The following is a 22,999-nucleotide window of genomic DNA, read 5'->3' as shown; positions in this document are numbered from 1 at the left end:
TTCAAGCTTCACATTAGAATATAGGTTAAGTCCTCGATCTATTAGTATCTGTCAGCTCCACGTGTCACCACGCTTCCACCTCAGACCTATCAACCTGATCATCTTTCAGGGATCTTACTTCCTTGCGGAATGGGAAATCTCATCTTGAGGGGGGCTTCATGCTTAGATGCTTTCAGCACTTATCCCGTCCGCACATAGCTACCCAGCGATGCCCTTGGCAGAACAACTGGTACACCAGCGGTGCGTCCATCCCGGTCCTCTCGTACTAAGGACAGCTCCTCTCAAATTTCCTGCGCCCGCGACGGATAGGGACCGAACTGTCTCACGACGTTCTGAACCCAGCTCGCGTACCGCTTTAATGGGCGAACAGCCCAACCCTTGGGACCGACTACAGCCCCAGGATGCGATGAGCCGACATCGAGGTGCCAAACCTCCCCGTCGATGTGGACTCTTGGGGGAGATAAGCCTGTTATCCCCGGGGTAGCTTTTATCCGTTGAGCGATGGCCCTTCCATGCGGAACCACCGGATCACTAAGCCCGACTTTCGTCCCTGCTCGACTTGTAGGTCTCGCAGTCAAGCTCCCTTGTGCCTTTACACTCTGCGAATGATTTCCAACCATTCTGAGGGAACCTTTGGGCGCCTCCGTTACATTTTAGGAGGCGACCGCCCCAGTCAAACTGCCCACCTGACACTGTCTCCCTGCCCGATAAGGGCAGCGGGTTAGAAGGTCAATACAGCCAGGGTAGTATCCCACCGATGCCTCCACCGAAGCTAGCGCTCCGGTTTCCAAGGCTCCTACCTATCCTGTACAAGCTGTACCAACATTCAATATCAGGCTGCAGTAAAGCTCCACGGGGTCTTTCCGTCCTGTCGCGGGTAACCTGCATCTTCACAGGTACTATAATTTCACCGAGTCTCTCGTTGAGACAGTGCCCAGATCGTTGCGCCTTTCGTGCGGGTCGGAACTTACCCGACAAGGAATTTCGCTACCTTAGGACCGTTATAGTTACGGCCGCCGTTTACTGGGGCTTCAATTCGCACCTTCGCTTACGCTAAGCGCTCCTCTTAACCTTCCAGCACCGGGCAGGCGTCAGCCCCTATACTTCGCCTTACGGCTTCGCAGAGACCTGTGTTTTTGCTAAACAGTCGCCTGGGCCTATTCACTGCGGCTTCTCGGGGCTTTAACACCCTAAGAAGCACCCCTTCTCCCGAAGTTACGGGGTCATTTTGCCGAGTTCCTTAACGAGAGTTCTCTCGATCACCTTAGGATTCTCTCCTCGCCTACCTGTGTCGGTTTGCGGTACGGGCACCTCTCACCTCGCTAGAGGCTTTTCTTGGCAGTGTGGAATCAGGAACTTCGCTACTAAATTTCGCTCGCCATCACAGCTCAGCCTTTACGGGAAACGGATTTGCCTATTTCCCAGCCTAACTGCTTGGACGCGGATATCCAATACCGCGCTTACCCTATCCTCCTGCGTCCCCCCATTGCTCAAATGGTGAGGAGGTGGTACAGGAATATCAACCTGTTGTCCATCGCCTACGCCTTTCGGCCTCGGCTTAGGTCCCGACTAACCCTGAGCGGACGAGCCTTCCTCAGGAAACCTTAGGCATTCGGTGGACGGGATTCTCACCCGTCTTTCGCTACTCATACCGGCATTCTCACTTCTAAGCGCTCCACCAGTCCTTCCGGTCTGACTTCACAGCACTTAGAACGCTCTCCTACCACTGTTCGTAAGAACAGTCCGCAGCTTCGGTGATACGTTTAGCCCCGGTACATTTTCGGCGCAGAGTCACTCGACCAGTGAGCTATTACGCACTCTTTAAATGGTGGCTGCTTCTAAGCCAACATCCTGGTTGTCTAAGCAACTCCACATCCTTTTCCACTTAACGTATACTTTGGGACCTTAGCTGGCGGTCTGGGCTGTTTCCCTTTCGACTACGGATCTTATCACTCGCAGTCTGACTCCCAAGGATAAGTCATCGGCATTCGGAGTTTGACTGAATTCGGTAACCCGGTAGGGGCCCCTAGTCCAATCAGTGCTCTACCTCCGAGACTCTTACCTTGAGGCTAGCCCTAAAGCTATTTCGGAGAGAACCAGCTATCTCCAGGTTCGATTGGCATTTCACCCCTACCCACACCTCATCCCCGCACTTTTCAACGTGCGTGGGTTCGGGCCTCCATTCAGTGTTACCTGAACTTCACCCTGGACATGGGTAGATCACCTGGTTTCGGGTCTACGACCACGTACTCATGCGCCCTATTCAGACTCGCTTTCGCTGCGGCTCCGCATCTTCTGCTTAACCTTGCACGGGATCGTAACTCGCCGGTTCATTCTACAAAAGGCACGCCATCACCCTTTAACGGGCTCTGACTACTTGTAGGCACACGGTTTCAGGATCTATTTCACTCCCCTTCCGGGGTGCTTTTCACCTTTCCCTCACGGTACTGGTTCACTATCGGTCACTAGGGAGTATTTAGCCTTGGGAGATGGTCCTCCCGGATTCCGACGGAATTTCACGTGTTCCGCCGTACTCAGGATCCACTCTGGAGAGAACAACATTTCAGTTACAGGGCTGTTACCTTCTTTGGCGGGCCTTTCCAGACCTCTTCGCTTATATCGTTCCTTTGTAACTCCGTATAGAGTGTCCTACAACCCCAAGAGGCAAGCCTCTTGGTTTGGGCTGTTCCCGTTTCGCTCGCCGCTACTCAGGGAATCGCATTTGCTTTCTCTTCCTCCGGGTACTTAGATGTTTCAGTTCCCCGGGTATGCCTTCTCATACTCTATGTATTCAAGTATGGATACTACTCCATTACGAGCAGTGGGTTTCCCCATTCGGAAATCTCCGGATCAAAGCTTGCTTACAGCTCCCCGAAGCATATCGGTGTTCGTCCCGTCCTTCATCGGCTCCTAGTGCCAAGGCATCCACCGTGCGCCCTTTCTAACTTAACCATTTCTTACTTTAGAAAGAATCACTATGTGTGATGAACTTTGCATTGCATTCAATGTGAATGTATTACTTATTGTTATCTAGTTTTCAAAGAACACGTTGGTGGAGCCTAGCGGGATCGAACCGCTGACCTCCTGCGTGCAAGGCAGGCGCTCTCCCAGCTGAGCTAAGGCCCCGATTTAATAGAAGATGGTGGGCCTGAGTGGACTCGAACCACCGACCTCACGCTTATCAGGCGTGCGCTCTAACCAGCTGAGCTACAGGCCCATCTTTCATATCGAAGATATGATGTTGTAGGATCTTTTGCAAGTTCCTTCAAAACTAAACAAGACGAAAACGCACACTGCTCCATATATCCTTAGAAAGGAGGTGATCCAGCCGCACCTTCCGATACGGCTACCTTGTTACGACTTCACCCCAATCATCTGTCCCACCTTCGGCGGCTGGCTCCATAAAGGTTACCTCACCGACTTCGGGTGTTACAAACTCTCGTGGTGTGACGGGCGGTGTGTACAAGGCCCGGGAACGTATTCACCGCGGCATGCTGATCCGCGATTACTAGCGATTCCAGCTTCACGCAGTCGAGTTGCAGACTGCGATCCGAACTGAGAACAGATTTATGGGATTGGCTAAACCTTGCGGTCTCGCAGCCCTTTGTTCTGTCCATTGTAGCACGTGTGTAGCCCAGGTCATAAGGGGCATGATGATTTGACGTCATCCCCACCTTCCTCCGGTTTGTCACCGGCAGTCACCTTAGAGTGCCCAACTAAATGCTGGCAACTAAGATCAAGGGTTGCGCTCGTTGCGGGACTTAACCCAACATCTCACGACACGAGCTGACGACAACCATGCACCACCTGTCACTCTGTCCCCGAAGGGAAAGCCCTATCTCTAGGGTTGTCAGAGGATGTCAAGACCTGGTAAGGTTCTTCGCGTTGCTTCGAATTAAACCACATGCTCCACCGCTTGTGCGGGCCCCCGTCAATTCCTTTGAGTTTCAGTCTTGCGACCGTACTCCCCAGGCGGAGTGCTTAATGCGTTAGCTGCAGCACTAAGGGGCGGAAACCCCCTAACACTTAGCACTCATCGTTTACGGCGTGGACTACCAGGGTATCTAATCCTGTTCGCTCCCCACGCTTTCGCTCCTCAGCGTCAGTTACAGACCAGAGAGTCGCCTTCGCCACTGGTGTTCCTCCACATCTCTACGCATTTCACCGCTACACGTGGAATTCCACTCTCCTCTTCTGCACTCAAGTTTCCCAGTTTCCAATGACCCTCCCCGGTTGAGCCGGGGGCTTTCACATCAGACTTAAGAAACCGCCTGCGAGCCCTTTACGCCCAATAATTCCGGACAACGCTTGCCACCTACGTATTACCGCGGCTGCTGGCACGTAGTTAGCCGTGGCTTTCTGGTTAGGTACCGTCAAGGTGCGAGCAGTTACTCTCGCACTTGTTCTTCCCTAACAACAGAGCTTTACGATCCGAAAACCTTCATCACTCACGCGGCGTTGCTCCGTCAGACTTTCGTCCATTGCGGAAGATTCCCTACTGCTGCCTCCCGTAGGAGTCTGGGCCGTGTCTCAGTCCCAGTGTGGCCGATCACCCTCTCAGGTCGGCTACGCATCGTCGCCTTGGTGAGCCATTACCCCACCAACTAGCTAATGCGCCGCGGGTCCATCTGTAAGTGACAGCCGAAACCGTCTTTCATCCTTGAACCATGCGGTTCAAGGAACTATCCGGTATTAGCTCCGGTTTCCCGGAGTTATCCCAGTCTTACAGGCAGGTTACCCACGTGTTACTCACCCGTCCGCCGCTAACATCCGGGAGCAAGCTCCCTTCTGTTCGCTCGACTTGCATGTATTAGGCACGCCGCCAGCGTTCGTCCTGAGCCAGGATCAAACTCTCCGAAAAAGTACAAAACCGAAGTTTTGTTTTTCGTCAGCGTTTGACTGACTACCTATGATGTTTCATAGGATTTTTTTATAAAAACTCGAATTAACAGGTACGTTTTGTCTTGTTTAGTTTTCAAAGAACTTGTTTACCGCTTCAGAAGCGACTAGAACATCATACCACATTTAAATTGTTAATGTCAACAACTTTTTTGTTATCATGTTTTTTCGTTTCTTCGTCATCAGCGACGTATATTAATTTACCACCATACAGAATCAAAGTCAATAATATTTTTCATTAAATAATAAATTTTTCAATTACGACTAAAGCTGCTACGCCTGGGATGCCCAATAAACCACTGATTCCACTTGTTACAGGGTTAATAGAGACATGTAATCCTAGACTCTCACCAAATAGATTGAGGGAAAATAAAAAAAGAGCACCTGCCACAAACTTTATTCCGATCAGCCCTAACCATTTGATGGGGTTCGCTTGAACACCTGACATAAACAACAATAGTACAGCAAGCAAAATTGACCCGATCACAATAACAGGTTCCATAATCCTCTCATCTCCTCTTCATATGAATAGTACAAGCATATGAGAGGACTATGTAAAATAGACCTGCTATCTCCAGTTGTTTAAACGTAAATTCCTCTTTTTCGCTTCTCTTAGATAGAAAAAGTACTTCGCTTGAGCAAGCTTTAATTCGAATAGAATGTCCGGTGAAGGCTCAACGCTATTTGCGACAAGCTTTTTTTGTCTGTTCCATTCTTCCTTTTGCTTAAAAAGCTGTTGAATTAATTTCTCATCGAATTCTTTTCGAATTGATTTTCTGCGAAGAAAACCCATGTACCGTACTTCTCCTTCCTACATCTCACGTCTGCCCTCTAGAGCTTTAGACAGTGTGACTTCATCCGCATACTCTAAGTCTCCACCTACTGGTAGTCCGTGAGCAATACGAGAGAGTTTAATTCCTGATGGTTTCAACAATCTAGAGATATACATGGCTGTAGCCTCTCCTTCAATGTTTGGATTCGTTGCAAGGATTACCTCTGTCACTTGATCGTCTTGCAATCTTTTTAACAGATCAGGAATTTTAATATCCTCTGGACCAATGCCATCCATTGGCGAAATAGCACCATGAAGTACATGATATAAGCCGTTGTATTCTTTCATCTTTTCCATCGCGATCACATCTTTTGGATCTTGTACTACACAGATAACAGATTGATCTCTTCTTGTATCTTCACAAATATAGCAAGGATCTTGATCTGTGATATGGCCGCATACCGAGCAATAAGTTAAATTACGCTTTGCGTTAACAAGCGCCTTCGCGAAATCTAGTACGACATCTTCCTGCATACTAAGAACAAAAAAAGCCAGACGGACCGCAGTTTTCGGTCCGATTCCTGGCAATTTCATAAAGCTGTCAATCAGCTTTGATATTGGTTCAGGATATTGCATCTTCAGTTATTCCTCCTAGAATAAACCTGGCATGTTCATTCCTTTTGTGAATTGACCCATTGTTTCATTTGTTAACTCATCAACTTTTTTCAATGCATCGTTTGTCGCTGCAAGTACAAGATCTTGAAGCATATCGATATCTTCTGGATCAACAACTTCTTCATTGATTGCTACATCGACAACTTCTTTTTGTCCATTTACTTTTACAGTGACCATACCGCCACCAGCTGTACCTTCAAGGACTTTTTCTGCAAGCTCTTCTTGAGCCTTAGCCATATCCTTTTGCATTTTTTGCATTTGTTTCATCATTTTTTGCATATTTCCCATTCCACCACGCATATGAACACCACTCTCTTTCATTTTTATTAATCTTTAATTTCAATTAAATCGGTTCCTACTAACTTCTCTGCTTCTGCAATCAATGGATCCTCTTCAGCAGGAGTCCCCTGACCATCTGCCTGTTCATCTGGCTGATGATCTCTTAAAAATTCTTCTCTTATTTTACCCCATTGAGCGTCAGGAACGCCAACTAATTCCACTCTTTTCCCTAACATAGACTCTAGTAGCTGCTCAAGGTTGGTTCGAACACCACTTTTATCTTCAGCAACCATTTTACAATGTATTTCAAACTTGAATTTTAAAACAAAGGCATGAGTAGCAGCAGCAACTGGTTCACTATCCGTTAATAGTGCAGCGTGAGACACCTTATTCTGCAGTTTCAAGTGGGCAAGGAGTTCTCCCCATTTACCTTTAATTTTTTCTAGCTCTGGACGTTTTGCCTCTTTTAGAATCTCGTGAATTCGACCGACAGGTGCACGGTATCCATTTTTGTTACTCGTTTGTGGTCGAGGTGCTTCCTTTTTTTCTTGAGGATGATGAGAATGAGACATTGGCACACCCTCAGCTTTTATCCTAGATAGCTCCTGTTCCAACCTATCTATTTTATCCGTTAGCGCCGTTAAATCAGCGTTAGCATGAGCTTGTGGTATTCCAGCCGTTGACTGACATAGCTTGACAACAGCTACCTCAAAGAAAATCCTTGGATGATTCGTCCATTTCATTTCTTGGTGACTTTTATTCAGCACTTCAATTGTTTCATATAGAAATTGAGGTGTCACACGATCCGAAAGCGTCACGAAATTTTCATCGACCTTTACCTTTTCAAGGACCCCTTCCAGATCTGGTGCTGTTTTATAAAGCAGCATATCTCTAAAATAAAAAATCATGTCCTCTATTAATTTAGCAGCATCTTTCCCCTGCTGAAGTAATTCATTTAAGGTATCTAACGCCACAGCAATATTTTGATCAAAAATTGCTTCGGCTAGCTGACTAATGAATTGCTGAGAAACAGCTCCTGTAATGAGCAGCGCATCATCAATTGTCAGTTGCTCACCACTAAATGAAATTGCTTGATCTAAGAGGCTTAGTGCATCACGCATACCGCCATCAGCTGCACTAGCGATAATCTCGAGCGAGCCCTCTTGTACATTTAGGCTTTCTGCATCTACAATTTTCTGCATTCTTCCAACAATATCTTTTGTTGTGATTCGTTTAAAATCAAATCTCTGGCAACGAGATATGATGGTAAGAGGAATCTTATGAGGCTCTGTGGTAGCCAAAATAAAGATACAATGAGCGGGCGGCTCCTCTAACGTTTTAAGGAGGGCATTAAACGCCCCGATAGAGAGCATATGTACTTCATCTATAATATAAACCTTATATGTAACCGCCGAAGGAGCAAATTTCACTTTATCACGTATATCACGGATTTCATCTACCCCGTTGTTTGAGGCAGCATCTATTTCGATCACATCTGAAATCGAGCCGTTAGTAATCCCTTTACAGGCATCACATTCATTACAAGGTTCACTCACAGGTGACTTTTCACAGTTCACTGCCTTCGCAAAGATTTTAGCAGCACTTGTTTTACCTGTTCCTCTAGGACCTGAAAATAAGTAAGCATGAGAAAACTTCTTCTGCAAAAGGGCATTTTGCAACGTTTTTGTGATGTGTTCTTGTCCAACAACATCCTCAAAAACTTGAGGTCTGAACACTCGATACAAAGCTTGATAACTCACAAATACGCCCTCCTCCATTTATCATCTTTTTTATTATACATGATGCACCGATCAATTCAAAAGCACACCTTTATTTTCTAATAAACGAAAATGATGATTTCAACTATAGATTTTCTACTTTCTATGAATCAAAAACCTTTTTTCTAGATTTTCGAATTGATCTGCTACACCATAAAGAACACTAGTTCTCATCATGATTAATAAAAAAACAAAAGACTCTAAAAAGATTTTTTGGCTATTTGTATAAACAAAGCAGCTGAGCTATTCTTTAAACAGCAACAAAAAACTCACCTAGATTAACTAGATGAGTTACATTTAATATTGATTTACCGTGCACCTTCTGTCGATTCGCTACCCCAAGCGTTACTTAAACAGTTAGCTCGGCCCAGGCAACCCTGCGGCACATGAGAGGTTTCACTTAATGCTGCTTCCTTCCGGACCTGACATGGTTCATGAATTCCCATTGCGCAGGACCCAGACGTCAACACCACTTATTTAAGGCAGACCTTGAAGTAAACGAACCTTGAGAAGGGATTCGGCCTCGCTAGAGCGGATTGCGAGTACAGGGCACCGCTACCTCCCCGCTTAGCACGGCAAAATGAATATTAAATTGTTAGTGACGCAGACATAAGTATACCTTCTTATAGCCGAAATTGCAAACGACATCCATTCATTTACTTTTGGCTTGTTTCTTTCGCTGACGGAGATTTCGGAAGAACTGACTTAACAGCTCACCACACTCATTTTCAAGTACACCACCAATGACTTCAGACTGATGATTGAACCGTTCATCATCCAGTAAATTCATTAAAGTACCTGCACATCCACCTTTTGGATCGTATGCACCGAAAACGACCTTTTTCACTCTAGAAAGGACAATCGCTCCCGCACACATAGGACATGGTTCAAGCGTCACATAAAGTACAGCATCCTCTAAACGCCAGCTTCCAGCCGTTTTACACGCTTCATCAATGGCAAGTAATTCTGCATGTGCAATTGAACGCTGCTCTGTTTCCCTTAAATTATGAGCTCGGCTCACAATTTGGTCATCAACAACGATGATGGCACCGATTGGTACTTCTCCTATTTGTTCTGCTTTTAAGGCTTCAGAAATAGCTTCTTGCATAAACTGTTCATCTCTCGTCATAGCACGGCTCTCTTTTCATGTTTTTTAAAAGGATATTGAGGTTAACATATTAGCACAATCTTTTAAAGGGGGTCTTACTTTGTCAAAGCACCAAAAGGCACTGCTTATTATCGACATGATTAATAATTTTGATTTTGAAATGGGACATGTGCTCGCTGATAAAACAGAGCAAATGACCAATAAGATTTTAGCTCTTAAAGATCATGCTTTCAAGGAAAATTGGCCGATTATCTATATCAACGACCACTATGGTCTCTGGAAGGCTGATATTCAAGCTGTGATGGAAACATGTAAAAATGAAAGAAGCGCCCCTATTTTAGAGAAAATGGCACCATCTAAAGATGATTACTTCTTAATTAAACCGAAGCATTCTGCCTTCTATGGAACTGCATTAGAGACACTCTTAAATGAATTAGGTGTGCAAGACATCATTTTGACCGGAATTGCAGGAAACATTTGCGTTCTGTTCACTGCAAATGACGCATACATGCGAGAATACAACTTAATTGTACCTAAAGATTGTATCGCATCAAATGACGACAGAGACAACGAATACGCTTTAACGATGATGGAGAACGTTCTACTAGCAAAAATCACCACTGCTAAAGAGATCACGAATGAAAATCAAACATGATTTATCCATAACCCTCATAAATTGTTAGCAATAACAAAGGGGGCGTTGACTATTCAAATTTATGTTGTCAAAAGAGGAGATACTTTAAACGAAATTGCCATGCGTTTTAAAACAACAGTCAATGAAATCATCCGTACCAACGATATTGAAACACCAAATCAACTCGTCATTGGACAAACAATTGTCATTCCAATTAGAGGACAATTTTATGAGGTCAAACAAAATGACACACTTTATCAAATTGGAAGACGATTTCGAATTTCAGTGGAAGAGTTGGCACGTGTGAATAGAATACGGCCTGAAGCGATACTTCCTATTCGCTTCTTGCTCTATATTCCTCAAAGACCTAAGAGGAACATTAATTCGAATGCTTACATTGAACCACGGGGAAATCAAGTCAGTGAAAACTTAAAACAAGCAGCTAGAGAGGCCTCTCCATATTTAACGCATTTAGGCGCCTTTAGTTTTCAAGCGCAAAGAGATGGAACACTGAAAGAACCACCGTTAGATCAGCTACCTCAAATAGCCGCTCAGAGCAGAACCGTTTTATCCATGGTGGTGACTAACCTAGAGAATGATAAATTCAGTGATGAACTTGGGCGAATTCTTTTGAATAACCAATCTGTCAAAGCCACATTTTTAAATGAAATCGTTCGTGTTGCAAAAAAGTATCAATTAAAAGAAATCCATTTTGATTTTGAATATTTACGTCCCGCTGATAAAGATGCTTACATTCAATTTTTAAGAGAGGCAACAACCCGCTTCCATCAAGAAGGATGGACAATATCTGTTGCGCTTGCCCCTAAAACAAGTAGTCAGCAAAAGGGAAAATGGTATGAAGCTCATGACTATGAAGCCATTGGGAAGATCGTCGATCATGTTGTATTAATGACCTACGAATGGGGATACAGCGGCGGCCCTGCGCAAGCAGTCTCTCCCATTGGACCTGTCCGCCAAGTCATTGAATATGCACTGACCGTTATGCCAGCCAATAAAATTGTTATGGGCCAGAACTTATACGGCTATGATTGGACGCTACCTTACGTTCAAGGCGGCCCTATTGCTAAAGCTGTCAGTCCCCAACAAGCGATTGCAATTGCTAGAAGTAATAATGCCTCCATTCTATATGACGAAACAGCACAAGCACCTTATTTTCGTTATACAGATGCCAATAATAAAGAGCACGAGGTATGGTTCGAAGATGCTAGATCAATTCAAGCAAAGTTCAACCTCATCAAAGAGTTAAACTTGAACGGAATTGCTTATTGGAAATTAGGTCTATCCTTCCCTCAAAATTGGCTCTTATTATCCGATCAATTTAATATTGAAAAAAGAACGACATCGTAATCCGTTCGCTCTATCTCTCGGAAGGGGTATGGTACAATATACATTGGTTTGACAACTTTATAGATAGAGGAGAACGCCTATGTATCCTGCCCCTTTTATTGCAGTGGAAGGCCCAATTGGAGCCGGAAAAACAACTTTGGCTACAATGCTTGCGAAGGAATTTCAATTTCCTTTAGTAAAAGAGATTGTAGAAGAAAATCCATTCTTAGATAAATTTTATGAAGATATGGAACAATGGAGCTTTCAGCTTGAGATGTTCTTTTTATGCAATCGGTTCAAACAATTAGAATCTATTCAAGAAAACTATGTGAATCAACAGCAGCCGATTGTCACTGATTATCATGTCTATAAAAATATGATATTTGCAGAAAGAACATTATCAAAAAAGCACATGGACAAATACAGAAAGATCTATCACCTGCTAACAGATGATCTTCCTAAACCAAATGCCATCATCTATATAAAAGCCAGCCTTCCTACCTTACTTGAAAGAATACAGATGAGAGGACGCTCTTTTGAAGAAGACATTGACCCGGCTTATTTAAAAACACTCATTGAAGATTATGAGCTGGCCATTGAGCATTTAAAACAGACTGACCCAGGGCTTCCTATCATTACAATTGAAGGAGATCATACAGACTTCGTTTCCTCACAGCAAGATTACCAGCAAATTGTACAGAACATAAAGGAGCAAGTGCTATGAACAATATCGAAATACCAAAGGATGCAGTGATCACAATCGCCGGGACTGTTGGTGTCGGAAAATCAACTATGACTAAAACAATAGCGGACAAGCTTGGCTTTCAAACCTCTCTTGAAAAAGTAGATGATAACCCATACTTAGAGCCCTTTTATTCAGATTTCCAAAGATGGAGCTTCCATTTACAGGTCTATTTCCTAGCTGAGCGTTTTAAGGAGCAAAAACGGATTTTTGAATCTGGTGGAGGATATGTGCAAGATCGTTCAATTTATGAGGACACAGGCATTTTCGCAAAAATGCATGCGGACAAAGGTACGATGTCTGAAGTAGATTATGAAACGTATACGAGTCTATTCGAGGCGATGGTGATGACACCTTACTTCCCTCACCCTGATGTTCTCATCTATTTACACGGGGATTTAGATCATATTTTACATCGTATTGAGGAACGCGGCAGAGAGATGGAAACTCAAACGGATCGAGCCTATTGGGAAGAAATGTACACGCGATACACGGAATGGATCGAACAATTCGATTTATGTCCAGTGATTAAAATTAACATTGAAGATTATGACTTACTTCATGATGAAAGCTCACTTGATCCCATTCTTCATGAAATAGCTTCTGTTATTCAAAAAAATCGCTCTAAAACAAAATAAAAAAACCGCTGCATTTCGCGAATGCAGCGGTTTGACAATTCCAATTTTTATGCTTGCGTTTCAATTCAACTAAGGTAAAAAATCAATATGGCGGAGGAAGAGGGATTCGAACCCCCGCGGGCTTTGACACCCCTGTCGGTTTTCAAGACCGATCCCTTCAGCCGGACTTGGGTATTCCTCCGTATCGACAAGAATTAATATACCATATCGTTTTATTTCAAGTCAACATCTTTTCGAAAAAAATTTCAATAAGTTATTTTGGTATGAGAATCTGCCCATAAAAAAGCAGCCATCGACGGCTGCTCTTGATCTATTTTGTATCCTGTCTAATCTCTTCAATAAAATGATTCATCTCTTCTTTAAACTCATTTAATGATTCAATAATTTTCGTAAAGTCTGTCACTTGTTTTGCTTGTTCATTTGTTGAACTGCTGATTTGTGAGATGTTTTCAGACAAAGTGCCAATGCTGTCTTGGATCTCTTTTAAGAAGGTATTAATGGTTTCAGCCGCTTCCTTTGATCCATCTGATAATTTACGAACTTCATCAGCCACGACAGCAAACCCTTTTCCATTCTCTCCTGCTCTTGCTGCTTCAATTGCAGCATTTAGCCCTAGCAAGTTGGTTTGTCTAGCAATCCCGCCAATGGTTTTGACGACTTCTTCAATATTTGCAGATTTCTCTTCCGCTCTTCCTGCCTGTTCGCTTATTTCTAAACTTGTGGCAGCCAGCTCTTGTGAATGCGCAGCAATTTGCTCAATTCCACTTTGAAGTTCTTTCGCTACATCATTGATATGCTCCATATAACCGCTTAATTTCTTTTCACGATGATGTGAAAAAGCCACTAAAAAAGAGCCAATTACTTTTCTATTTTCATCAAAAATCGGGTAACCTTTTACTGCAATTTCATAACCATATAAAGACTCTGGTAAATGACCGTCATATTCTTGTCCTCTTAATGTCGTCGCCACGTTTTGGTCTTCTGGGTTCAATGGGTCCCCAACCTTCATGCCAAAATCTATTGTTTTAGACGGATAGTAACAAAGCACCTTCTCTGTATCAGTGATGCCGAAAAGGATACTTTCATCTAGAACTTTTCTAATTAATTGAGCCATTTCAACATAATAGTCAAGCCTATTCAAGGTTATTCCTTCTTTCCTAGAAGCTTTTAGTATTTCTATCGGCTAAATTTAGGAAAACTGTAGGACTTTTGGTAAAAAGAAAAAAGATGCCATAGCGGCATCTTATTTCATTACTTCTTTATTTCCCATATAAGGACGCAGTACTTCAGGAATGATCACAGTGCCGTCCTCTTGTTGATAGTTTTCTAAAATGGCCGCCACGGTTCTTCCTACTGCTAAACCAGATCCATTTAATGTGTGCACATGCTCTGGCTTGGCTTTAGGCTCTGGACGGAATCGAATGTTTGCACGTCTTGCTTGGAATGCTTCAAAGTTACTGCAAGAAGAAATTTCACGATACGTATCTTGGCTCGGAATCCATACTTCGATATCGTATTTTTTCGCAGCCGTGAATCCTAAATCTCCCGTACACATGCTCATGACACGGTATGGCAGGTTTAATAGCTGTAGGACTTTTTCTGCTTGATTTGTTAGTTTCTCTAATTCTTCATAAGAATCTTCAGGTCTAACAAATTTCACAAGCTCTACCTTATTAAATTGATGCTGACGGATGAGTCCGCGTGTATCTCTGCCGGCAGATCCAGCCTCTGATCTAAAGCAAGCACTGAATGCTGCATAATTGATTGGCAGCTGTTCATCTTCAAGGATTTCGTCACGGTGCATGTTGGTGATTGGCACTTCAGCCGTTGGAATGAGGAAGTAATCTTCTTCTCGAATTTTAAAGGCATCCTCTTCGAACTTTGGAAGCTGACCAGTTCCTGTCATGCTTGCTCTGTTAACCATATAAGGTGGAATCACTTCAGTAAAACCAAACTCATCCACATGTAAATCGAGCATGAAGTTATACAGTGCGCGCTCTAAGCGTGCGCCAAGCCCTTTATAAAAAACGAAACGGCTTCCTGTCACTTTTCCTGCACGTTCAAAATCTAGAATATCTAACTCATCCGCTACGTCCCAATGTGGCTTTGGCTCAAATGAGAATGCCGGCTGTTCGCCCCATTTTCTCACTTCCACGTTGTCATCTTCTGTTTCCCCAACGGGTACAGTGTCATGAGGGATATTCGGAATAGAGAATAGAATATGCTGCAAGCTTTCTTCTACTGTTCTTAGCTCATCATCCAGCTTCTTAATCTCATCTCCTACCTCACGCATTTCTTGAATAATGTGATCGGCGTCTTTCTTTTCTCTTTTTAGAACAGCCACTTGCTGTGATACTTCATTTCTTCGGCTCTTTAATTCTTCTGTTTTTCCGATTAATTCTCTTCTTTTTTGATCCAGCTCACCAAACTTATCAAAATCTGCTAAATCTTCGCCTCGGTGTGCTAATTTTTCTTTGATTTGATCAAAGTCCGTGCGCAGTTGTTTAATATCCAGCATGTGTAACACTCCTTTTTTTATCGAAAAATAAAAAGAGCCCTCATCCCATGAAAGGGACGAGAGCTCTCGCGTTGCCACCCTGATTGAAAACATGCAGAAGCATGCTTTCCTCTTTCCTCTGTAACGGTATCACCGTAAATGCTTACTTCTCGTGTTTCAGCATTTCGCTCAAGGATGGATTCAGACTGCATCTTTCACCGATTCGCACCAACCATCGGCTCTCTGAGAAAGAGGGGCTTCTTACTATTTCCCGTCAACGCTTTTTCGATCTTTGATTGTGATTTTAATGTACTATAAGTTTTATCTCTTTTCAACCGTTTTATACAGCGAGCTTCGTTTTATAGGACTTCACCATTTCAACAAACAGTTGTGTTAACCGGTGGTCGTCTGTCAGCTCTGGATGAAAAGAACAGCCTAAGATATTGTTTTCCTTCGCCATCACAATCCTGCCATCATATTCAGCCATGATGTCTACACTCTCATCTGCACTGATGATATGAGGCGCACGGATGAACACTCCTGTAAACGGCGCATCCAGTCCTTTTACTTCTAAATCTGCTTCAAAGCTGTCTACCTGTCTGCCAAATGAATTCCGTGCAACAGATACATTTAACAGTCCAAGATGAGCATCGTCTCGATCTTCTATATGCTTTGCCAGCATAATCAAACCGGCACAGGTCCCGAAAATCGGTTTCCCTTCTGCAGCGAACGCTTTGATCGGTTCAATAAATTGGTACGTATCCATGAGTCTTCTCATCGTCGTGCTTTCTCCACCAGGGATAATAAGACCGTCAACAGATGCTAGCTCTTCTGCTCGTTTGATGATCTTCCCTTCTGCAGCGCAAGCTTCAATCGATTGAATATGCTCTCTCACGGCTCCTTGAAGCCCTAGTACACCAATTGTTAGCATGTTCGTTTGCGCTCCCTTAATTACCAGCCACGCTCTTGCATACGCTCTTCTGGCAGTAGATTTGAGATTTCAATTCCTTTCATGGCTGTTCCAAGCTCTTTTGAAAGCTCTGCAATGAGACGGTAATCTGTGAAGTGAGTCGTTGCTTCAACAATTGCTTTTGCAAATTTCGCTGGATTGTCTGATTTAAAAATACCAGATCCAACAAATACACCGTCTGCTCCAAGCTGCATCATTAACGCAGCATCTGCTGGTGTCGCAACGCCTCCCGCTGCAAAGTTAACAACTGGGAGCTTGCCGTCTTTTTTGATTTGAAGCAATAAATCATACGGTGCTCCCAGGTTCTTCGCTTCTGTCATCAGTTCATCTTCACTCATTGCTGCTACTTTACGAATCTGAGCATTGACCTTTCTCATATGACGGACAGCTTCTACAATGTTGCCTGTCCCAGGCTCTCCTTTTGTGCGAAGCATAGAAGCGCCTTCTGCGATACGGCGGGTTGCTTCACCTAAATCACGGCAACCACAGACAAAAGGTACTGTGTATTCATTTTTATTTAAATGGAATTCCTCATCTGCGGGCGTCAGCACTTCACTCTCATCGATATAATCAACACCAAGTGCTTCAAGAACACGAGCCTCGACGATATGGCCGATACGTGCTTTTGCCATGACTGGAATCGTTACTGCATTTTGTACTTCCTCTACGATTCTTGGGTCTGCCATACGGGCAACACCGCCGGCTGCACGGATATCAGCTGGTACGCGTTCTAGTGCCATAACTGCCACCGCACCTGCTTCTTCTGCGATCTTTGCCTGTTCAGCATTGACGACATCCATAATGACGCCACCCTTTTGCATTTCTGCCATTCCACGTTTCACTCGTTCAGTTCCCTTATTGCTCACAATAGTTTCCTCCCATTTGTCAATTCGATTGATTTACCCCTTTATCATACAAGTGAGGTAGTATAACAATAAAGAGAATAGTATAACAATTCAATCCGCCGACAAATAAGCTTATACCCTTTTATATAAATGATTCCCTGCTGAAAATATGTCATTTTTCCTTTGAGGTGTCATTTACATGCTATAATGCAACTATAACAATTCAAATTCATGTATAACAATTTTGCACTCAATGGAGGTATCTCATGCATATTGATATCCATCGACATTCTGATACATCGCTTTCAAATCAGATTTACTTTTCAATCATTGATCATATCCAATCAGGTTTGCTTCAGCAGGGAGATAAGCTGCCAACTGTACGTGATTTAGCAAAGCAGCTGAATGTGAGTCTTGTCACGGCAGCAAAGGCATACACTCGGCTGAAGGACGACGGATATTTAACGACTGTGCAAGGAAAAGGAACGTTTGTGGATGAGTTGCAAAAGCAGTCAGAGATTCCGGTTCCATCATCTACCTCTTTTGATTGGCAGTTATCCATTCCGGATTATTTACCACGGTCTCAATTTGCTCAGTATCACTATGTCGAAGAAGCGATCAACCTTTCTTCCTCTATGATCGATCCAGGGCTTTTGCCAAACCGTTATTTAGAAAAAGAAATGCAGCATGTCCTAGCGAGACATCCTCAAATCATGTCAAAGTATGGGGAAATTCAAGGGGATCTTCAGCTTCGGCAGGTCATTCAGTCTTTTTTAGAAAAGCTAGATGTGCCTTCTACTCCTGAGAATATCCTTGTAACTAGTGGTTCTCAGCAAGGGCTTGATCTGGTTGCACGTGCGTTTATCGGTCCTGATGATGTAGTTGTCATGGAAGCACCGACCTATCCAGGCGCCATTGATGTCTTTATGGGGAGAGGGGCAAGAATTATTACAGTCCCGGTTGATCATGAAGGAATGAACATGAAGCAGCTTCAAAGCATTTGTGATAAATATAAACCAAAGCTCATCTACACGATTCCTACTTTTCACAGTCCAACAGGCGCCAGTATGTCAATGAAACGCAGAAAACAACTTCTCTTACTGGCTCAAAGTATTGATTGTCTTATTGTAGAGGATGATCCTTATCGTGAGCTTTATTTCGAAAAGAAGCCGCCAGCACCTATCAAAAGTCTGGATCATGATGGACACGTCATTTATTTACGAGGTTTAAGTAAAACACTTGCTCCAGGATGCAGAATTGGGATTATTACTGCTTCAGGCTCGATATTTAATCGTTTATTAGCTGCAAAGGCCAATAATGATTTAGGCAGCCCTCTTCTCACACAAAAAGCCATTCTGCCATTTCTGACTTCAAAGAAAATGATTGATCATACGAAAAAGTTGAGAACCGCCTTGATGGTGAGACGTGATTTAATGATAAATGTATTAACGAAGCATGCACCAAAAGATGTGACGTGGCAAATTCCTCAGGGTGGGCTCAATTTGTGGCTTAGCTTTCCTTCCTGGGTCGATACACGTGCACTTCTGCATGAGGCACGTAAGCAGCAAATCACCTTTCTGCCTGGCTCTGTGTGCTATCCTGGAGAGCCGAAGCAAAACTATATCCGCCTCAGCTTTTCTTATGTGAATGAAAAGGCACTGACCGAGGGAGTGGAAAAGTTATGTGGTATTTTTCAGCAAGCCTTGTCCACTCCTCAAAATCACAAACAATCGCTTTTCTTTTAATAAAAAAACTGCTCTCATGCATAGAGAGCAGTTTTTTATTAGAACCAACCTTTAACTGTGTCAACGATTCCGCCCCAAATGCCAGCGAAGAATCCACCTACACTACGCATTGCAAGGATGAACCAGTTTGCTTTTTCATCGCCTGTTTTCGTTATAAGCTCAACACCTGATTGATCTTTATTCAAATAGCCGTAGTCCTTCTCATCACCTGAATAAGAAGTCGTCAGCATGCCAACCTTCGTTCCTTTTTTAATAGGAGCTTCTAGTTTCGTTTTCTCGATATTTACTTTTGCTTTAAAGCTCTTTTCGTCGCCATTTTTTACTGGCACAGAGAAAGCTTCTTTCGTAACGACAGGTACTTCTTTGTCTTTACCTTTGTCGACTTCGATGTTTTCATGTCCTTTGATCTGTTGACCTTTTTTGTACATTTCTTTCATCGTGAAGTTTTTAAACGCATAATCGAACAGTTTTTTCGCCACGTCAAAACGTGCTGTATGAAGATTACCTTTTGCATTCAAGATCACTGCGATGACACGCATGTCACCTTGTTTAGCGGTACCTGTGAAGCTAGAACCAGCTGAATCTGTAGAACCTGTTTTCAGACCGTCTACACCTTTATATTCCTTCACAAGTCCTTTAAGCATGAAGTTCCAGTTAGGCATGTCCATTTCATCATCTGTGCCTTCTCTGAACTTTGTTTTCGCAATACTTGATGTTTCAAGAATTTCTGGGTGGTCTTTGATGAGATGCTGTGCAAGCAATGCCATATCTTTCGCAGATACTTCACTTTCTTCATCAGGACCTGTACCTTTTGGCTGTTTGCCATGTAAGTCTTTATTTTCTAGTCCAGTTGCATTCACGAATTTGTAGTTTGTTAAACCTAATTCTTTCGCTTTTGCGTTCATTTTTTCAACGAACTTCGATTCTGATCCAGCAATCACTTCTGCTAAGCCAATTGCTGCTGCATTTGCGGAATAAATAGCCGTTGCTTGATAAAGTTCTTTCACTGTATACGAGCCATCTTTTCTCAAAGGAACGTTTGATAAACTGCGGTCCTGAGAAATTTCGTATACATAATCATCTGGCGTATACGTTTGATCCCATTTCACTTTGCCTTCAGCAATCGCCTCTAGTAATAGATACTCTGTCATCATCTTTGCCATACTTGCAATAGGCAGTCTTTGCTCTGCGTTTTTACTATAAAGAATCTTACCTGTAGAAGCTTCAATTAGGATCGCTGCTTTCGCATTCACATTGAATGGATCTTCAGCTGCTTTTGCTTTGGACATTGGTGTAAATGCTGTCACAATCAATGCCAGTGCAAGGATAGAGACCATAAGCTGTTTCAATATCTTGCTGTTCAATCGTCATACCTCCGTTATCATCTTTTTTCGACATATTTCATATATATTTAATCCACAAGGGCTTATTTCAACACAACAGTATAAATTTTATCACAATAAAGACAAAAAAAATAGACAGAGTCATAGACCCTGTCAAATGTAATTTGATTGTCACAATTTATCAAGAAATTGTGTAGTTTGGTGATTCTTTTGTAATTTGTACATCATGTGGATGACTCTCACGAAGTCCTGCACCAGTCATGCGAATGAACTGTGCATCTTCTCTAAGTGAGCGTAAGTCCTGCGTTCCACAATAGCCCATACCAGAACGGATACCGCCAACGAGTTGATACACTGTATCAACGACTGGTCCTTTGTATGGTGTACGGCCTTCAATACCTTCTGGAACGAATTTTTTATTATCTTCTTGGAAGTAACGATCTTTACTTCCTTTTTCCATTGCAGCGACTGAACCCATACCGCGATAAACTTTGAAGCGTCTACCTTGGAAAATTTCTGTATCCCCTGGGCTTTCAGATGTACCAGCTAGAAGGCTTCCAAGCATTACAGCATGTCCACCAGATGCTAGAGCTTTTACGATATCACCTGAATATTTAATTCCACCATCTGCAATAATAGCTTTACCATGTTTTCTTGCTTCTGTTGCACAGTCATAGATCGCTGTGATTTGTGGTACACCAACACCTGCAACAACACGTGTTGTACAAATAGATCCTGGTCCGATACCGACTTTCACAATATCTGCTCCTGCTTCAAACAATGCTTTTGTTGCTTCGGCTGTTGCAACATTACCAGCAATGATATTAAGAGAAGGATACGTTTCACGGATTTTCGATACAGTGTTTAGAACACCTTGTGAATGTCCATGAGCAGTATCAATGACAACGACATCCACATTGGCTTCGACTAATTTTCTCACACGAGTCATTGTATCGCCAGTGACACCAACAGCGGCACCAACAATTAAACGGCCATGTGCATCTTTAGAGGAGTTAGGGAATTCGATCACTTTTTCAATATCTTTGATGGTGATGAGACCTTTTAACGTTCCTTCGTCATCTAAAAGAGGTAATTTTTCAATTTTATATTGCTGTAGAATTTTTTCAGCTTCTTCTAACGTCGTACCTACTGAAGCTGTCACAAGTTCCTCTTTTGTCATCACATCGCTAATCTTCATTGAATAATCCGAAATAAAACGAAGGTCACGGTTCGTAATAATACCAACAAGCTTTTGATCTTCTATGTTATTTACAATCGGTACACCTGAAATACGGTACTTACCCATTAGGTGCTCTGCATCAAATACTTGATGCTCAGGTGTTAAGAAGAATGGATTTGTAATAACGCCGCGCTCTGAACGTTTTACTTTATCCACTTGTTCTGCTTGTTGCTCTATAGACATGTTCTTATGAATGATACCAAGACCACCTTGACGTGCCATTGCAATCGCCATTTGTGATTCAGTCACCGTGTCCATTCCTGCACTGATAATTGGAATGTTTAGTTTTAATGTGCTTGTTAACTCAACTGATAAATCGACATCTCGCGGAAGTACTTCAGACTTAGCTGGAACAAGCAAAACATCGTCAAACGTCAAACCTTCTTTTGAAAATTTACTTTCCCACATTAGTAAATCCCCCTCTTTTCGGCAAAATATTATATGTAGATTATCAACTAGCAAACAGCATGTCAAGGAAGCAACAAACAGTTGCAATTTTTAGAAAATATAAAGAGAGTTGAGGAAGAAGATGAAAAGTTCAGGATGGAAGGATTTAAAACGTTTTTACTCACTTGAAACTTCCCAAAAGTTTCTATATCAACAATATGAGGAACGGAACATTCAAGATGCAAACCAGCAAGCCTATAAAAACTGTGAACGGTTTATTTATTTTTTAAAGCATGGCCATACGTTCTATGAACAGGCAGCTATCGCCCCACTAGAACTGAAGCCCATTTTATTATTTTATGGAATGGCTCAGTTGCTAAAGGCATGTTTACTGACAGTTGATCCTCACTATCCTTCTCAAACCTCTGTTTTGGCCCATGGCGTAACATCGAGAAAGAGAAAGAAGCAGCACTACCGTTTTAGTGAAGATGAAGTAAAAATTCAGCGAAATGGACTATGCATGCATGTGTTAAAGCATTTATTTCAATTAAATGGCCTTGAAGATGAGCGATTTACGATGATTCATCTCCTTTCAAAGATACCTGAAATGAGTCATATTCTGGAGTTTCAAAAGCAGCCCTCGACATTAGTTAAAGTGGAAAAGGCCAATGGGATGATGATTCAAGATCATATTCCATTGCTTTATAACATGTCTGCTGAACGTTTTATTGAATACTTTGAGTTTCATACAAGTTGGAAACTCAAACAGAGAGAAGCAAAAAAGCTGACGTTTGATGTATCTCTAGAAGAAAACCCAGCGCTCGCTACTCATCTTCATTATGATTTAGAAATGGATCAATGGTATATTCCGTCAACGCGTGATTCATTTTTAGGGATTCCTGAGATTATCAGCCATTACTTATTAATGTATAATCTCAGTATGATTGCCCGCTACGAAACTGAATGGTGGTACGAGCTGCTGTCTCAATACATTAGTGATGATTATGTCATGATTGAGCGCTACATGGAGATTGCCGAAGAGAAGTTCCCAGCTTATATCATGATGCTGTTAGAAGAATAAACAAAAAAGACCAGTTCCA

The 22,999-nt window shown here is 42.8% G+C and carries 18 protein-coding genes, 3 tRNA genes, 2 rRNA genes, 1 other RNA gene and 1 other annotated feature; of the genes, 6 read left to right on the top strand and 18 right to left on the bottom strand.

Annotated features, from left to right (window positions below):
* Positions 1-21: 21 nt before the first annotated feature.
* The 11 genes from MKY83_RS00180 to tadA form a co-directional block, all read right to left on the bottom strand.
* Positions 22-2,952: ribosomal RNA gene (locus MKY83_RS00180) — 23S ribosomal RNA — on the bottom strand.
* 98 nt (positions 2,953-3,050) lie between these two features.
* Positions 3,051-3,126 (bottom strand) — tRNA-Ala (locus MKY83_RS00175).
* A gap of 14 nt (positions 3,127-3,140) precedes the next feature.
* A tRNA-Ile gene (locus tag MKY83_RS00170) sits at positions 3,141-3,217 on the bottom strand.
* Positions 3,218-3,312: 95 nt separating this feature from the next.
* Positions 3,313-4,861, bottom strand: a 16S ribosomal RNA gene (locus tag MKY83_RS00165).
* Together the 16S and 23S rRNA genes with 2 tRNA genes alongside form the textbook arrangement of a ribosomal RNA operon.
* 276 nt (positions 4,862-5,137) lie before the next feature.
* Positions 5,138-5,401 carry a pro-sigmaK processing inhibitor BofA family protein gene (locus tag MKY83_RS00160; RefSeq protein WP_106067746.1) on the bottom strand — a complete coding sequence of 88 codons (264 nt, stop codon included), beginning with the start codon at positions 5,399-5,401 and terminating at the stop codon, positions 5,138-5,140.
* A 66-nt stretch (positions 5,402-5,467) separates the two neighbouring features.
* Positions 5,468-5,692 carry a YaaL family protein gene (locus MKY83_RS00155; RefSeq protein ID WP_003218088.1) on the bottom strand — a complete coding sequence of 75 codons (225 nt, stop codon included), beginning with the start codon at positions 5,690-5,692 and terminating at the stop codon, positions 5,468-5,470.
* Positions 5,693-5,710: 18 nt separating this feature from the next.
* Positions 5,711-6,307, bottom strand: a complete 597-nt coding sequence (gene recR / locus MKY83_RS00150) for a recombination protein RecR (RefSeq protein WP_003218094.1) — start codon at positions 6,305-6,307, stop codon at positions 5,711-5,713.
* Positions 6,308-6,322: 15 nt separating this feature from the next.
* Positions 6,323-6,646, bottom strand: coding sequence for a YbaB/EbfC family nucleoid-associated protein (locus MKY83_RS00145; protein ID WP_008342011.1), 324 nt, complete (start codon positions 6,644-6,646; stop codon positions 6,323-6,325).
* 26 nt (positions 6,647-6,672) lie between these two features.
* Positions 6,673-8,385: a DNA polymerase III subunit gamma/tau gene (gene dnaX, locus MKY83_RS00140; RefSeq protein ID WP_065097771.1), complete on the bottom strand. Its 1,713-nt coding sequence runs from the start codon at positions 8,383-8,385 to the stop codon at positions 6,673-6,675.
* A gap of 329 nt (positions 8,386-8,714) precedes the next feature.
* Positions 8,715-8,979: signal recognition particle sRNA large type (gene ffs / locus MKY83_RS00135), an RNA gene on the bottom strand.
* Between the two features lie 76 nt (positions 8,980-9,055).
* Complete coding sequence (tadA, locus tag MKY83_RS00130) at positions 9,056-9,532, bottom strand: tRNA adenosine(34) deaminase TadA (protein WP_044140444.1); 477 nt, start codon at positions 9,530-9,532, stop codon at positions 9,056-9,058.
* Positions 9,533-9,611: 79 nt separating this feature from the next.
* Here tadA and MKY83_RS00125 point away from each other — a divergent pair, with 79 nt between their 5' ends.
* The 4 genes from MKY83_RS00125 to MKY83_RS00110 all read left to right on the top strand — a co-directional run bounded on the left by MKY83_RS00125 (position 9,612) and on the right by MKY83_RS00110 (position 12,872).
* Positions 9,612-10,166 carry an isochorismatase family cysteine hydrolase gene (locus MKY83_RS00125; RefSeq protein WP_065097772.1) on the top strand — a complete coding sequence of 185 codons (555 nt, stop codon included), beginning with the start codon at positions 9,612-9,614 and terminating at the stop codon, positions 10,164-10,166.
* Between the two features lie 45 nt (positions 10,167-10,211).
* Positions 10,212-11,513, top strand: coding sequence for a glycoside hydrolase family 18 protein (locus tag MKY83_RS00120; RefSeq protein ID WP_044140446.1), 1,302 nt, complete (start codon positions 10,212-10,214; stop codon positions 11,511-11,513).
* 79 nt (positions 11,514-11,592) lie between these two features.
* The gene (locus MKY83_RS00115; protein ID WP_044140447.1) at positions 11,593-12,216 is read left to right on the top strand and encodes a deoxynucleoside kinase; all 624 of its coding nucleotides are present in this window, start codon (positions 11,593-11,595) and stop codon (positions 12,214-12,216) included.
* On the top strand, positions 12,213-12,872 hold the full coding sequence (locus tag MKY83_RS00110) for a deoxynucleoside kinase (RefSeq protein ID WP_003218104.1): 660 nt from the start codon (positions 12,213-12,215) through the stop codon (positions 12,870-12,872). The genes MKY83_RS00115 and MKY83_RS00110 overlap by 4 nt, the downstream gene beginning before the upstream one ends.
* Positions 12,873-12,960: 88 nt before the next feature.
* Here MKY83_RS00110 and MKY83_RS00105 read toward each other — a convergent pair.
* From MKY83_RS00105 to pdxS, 5 genes are all read right to left on the bottom strand, one after another.
* Positions 12,961-13,053 (bottom strand) — tRNA-Ser (locus MKY83_RS00105).
* A gap of 129 nt (positions 13,054-13,182) precedes the next feature.
* Positions 13,183-14,013, bottom strand: coding sequence for a methyl-accepting chemotaxis protein (locus MKY83_RS00100; RefSeq protein WP_003218096.1), 831 nt, complete (start codon positions 14,011-14,013; stop codon positions 13,183-13,185).
* Positions 14,014-14,115: 102 nt separating this feature from the next.
* Complete coding sequence (gene serS / locus MKY83_RS00095) at positions 14,116-15,390, bottom strand: serine--tRNA ligase (RefSeq protein WP_106067747.1); 1,275 nt, start codon at positions 15,388-15,390, stop codon at positions 14,116-14,118.
* Positions 15,391-15,439: 49 nt separating this feature from the next.
* Positions 15,440-15,656 (bottom strand) — a binding site (T-box leader).
* Positions 15,657-15,709: 53 nt separating this feature from the next.
* A complete protein-coding gene (gene pdxT / locus MKY83_RS00090) occupies positions 15,710-16,300 on the bottom strand; it encodes a pyridoxal 5'-phosphate synthase glutaminase subunit PdxT (protein WP_050945825.1) in 591 nt (196 codons plus the stop codon).
* Positions 16,301-16,320: 20 nt separating this feature from the next.
* On the bottom strand, positions 16,321-17,205 hold the full coding sequence (pdxS, locus tag MKY83_RS00085) for a pyridoxal 5'-phosphate synthase lyase subunit PdxS (protein WP_044140451.1): 885 nt from the start codon (positions 17,203-17,205) through the stop codon (positions 16,321-16,323).
* Between the two features lie 245 nt (positions 17,206-17,450).
* Between pdxS and MKY83_RS00080 the strand changes: the two genes are divergently transcribed.
* Positions 17,451-18,929: a PLP-dependent aminotransferase family protein gene (locus MKY83_RS00080; protein WP_106067748.1), complete on the top strand. Its 1,479-nt coding sequence runs from the start codon at positions 17,451-17,453 to the stop codon at positions 18,927-18,929.
* A 38-nt stretch (positions 18,930-18,967) separates the two neighbouring features.
* Here the strand turns inward: MKY83_RS00080 and MKY83_RS00075 are convergent, their stop codons facing one another.
* Both MKY83_RS00075 and guaB read right to left on the bottom strand, forming a co-directional pair.
* Positions 18,968-20,293 carry a D-alanyl-D-alanine carboxypeptidase family protein gene (locus tag MKY83_RS00075; protein WP_044140453.1) on the bottom strand — a complete coding sequence of 442 codons (1,326 nt, stop codon included), beginning with the start codon at positions 20,291-20,293 and terminating at the stop codon, positions 18,968-18,970.
* A gap of 160 nt (positions 20,294-20,453) precedes the next feature.
* Positions 20,454-21,920 (bottom strand): IMP dehydrogenase, encoded by a 1,467-nt coding sequence (guaB, locus tag MKY83_RS00070; RefSeq protein WP_003218109.1) that lies wholly within the window; start codon positions 21,918-21,920, stop codon positions 20,454-20,456.
* Between the two features lie 121 nt (positions 21,921-22,041).
* On the opposite strand from guaB, the gene MKY83_RS00065 reads away from it, so the two are divergent.
* Positions 22,042-22,980, top strand: coding sequence for a YaaC family protein (locus MKY83_RS00065; protein ID WP_342487636.1), 939 nt, complete (start codon positions 22,042-22,044; stop codon positions 22,978-22,980).
* The last annotated feature ends 19 nt before the right edge of the window (positions 22,981-22,999 follow it).

This window comes from Bacillus sp. FSL M8-0266, assembly GCF_038613425.1.
Lineage (GTDB): Bacteria > Bacillota > Bacilli > Bacillales > Bacillaceae > Bacillus > Bacillus pumilus.
The sequence above is the reverse complement of the archived record's forward strand: the minus strand, read 5'-3'. Positions and strand labels throughout refer to the sequence as shown.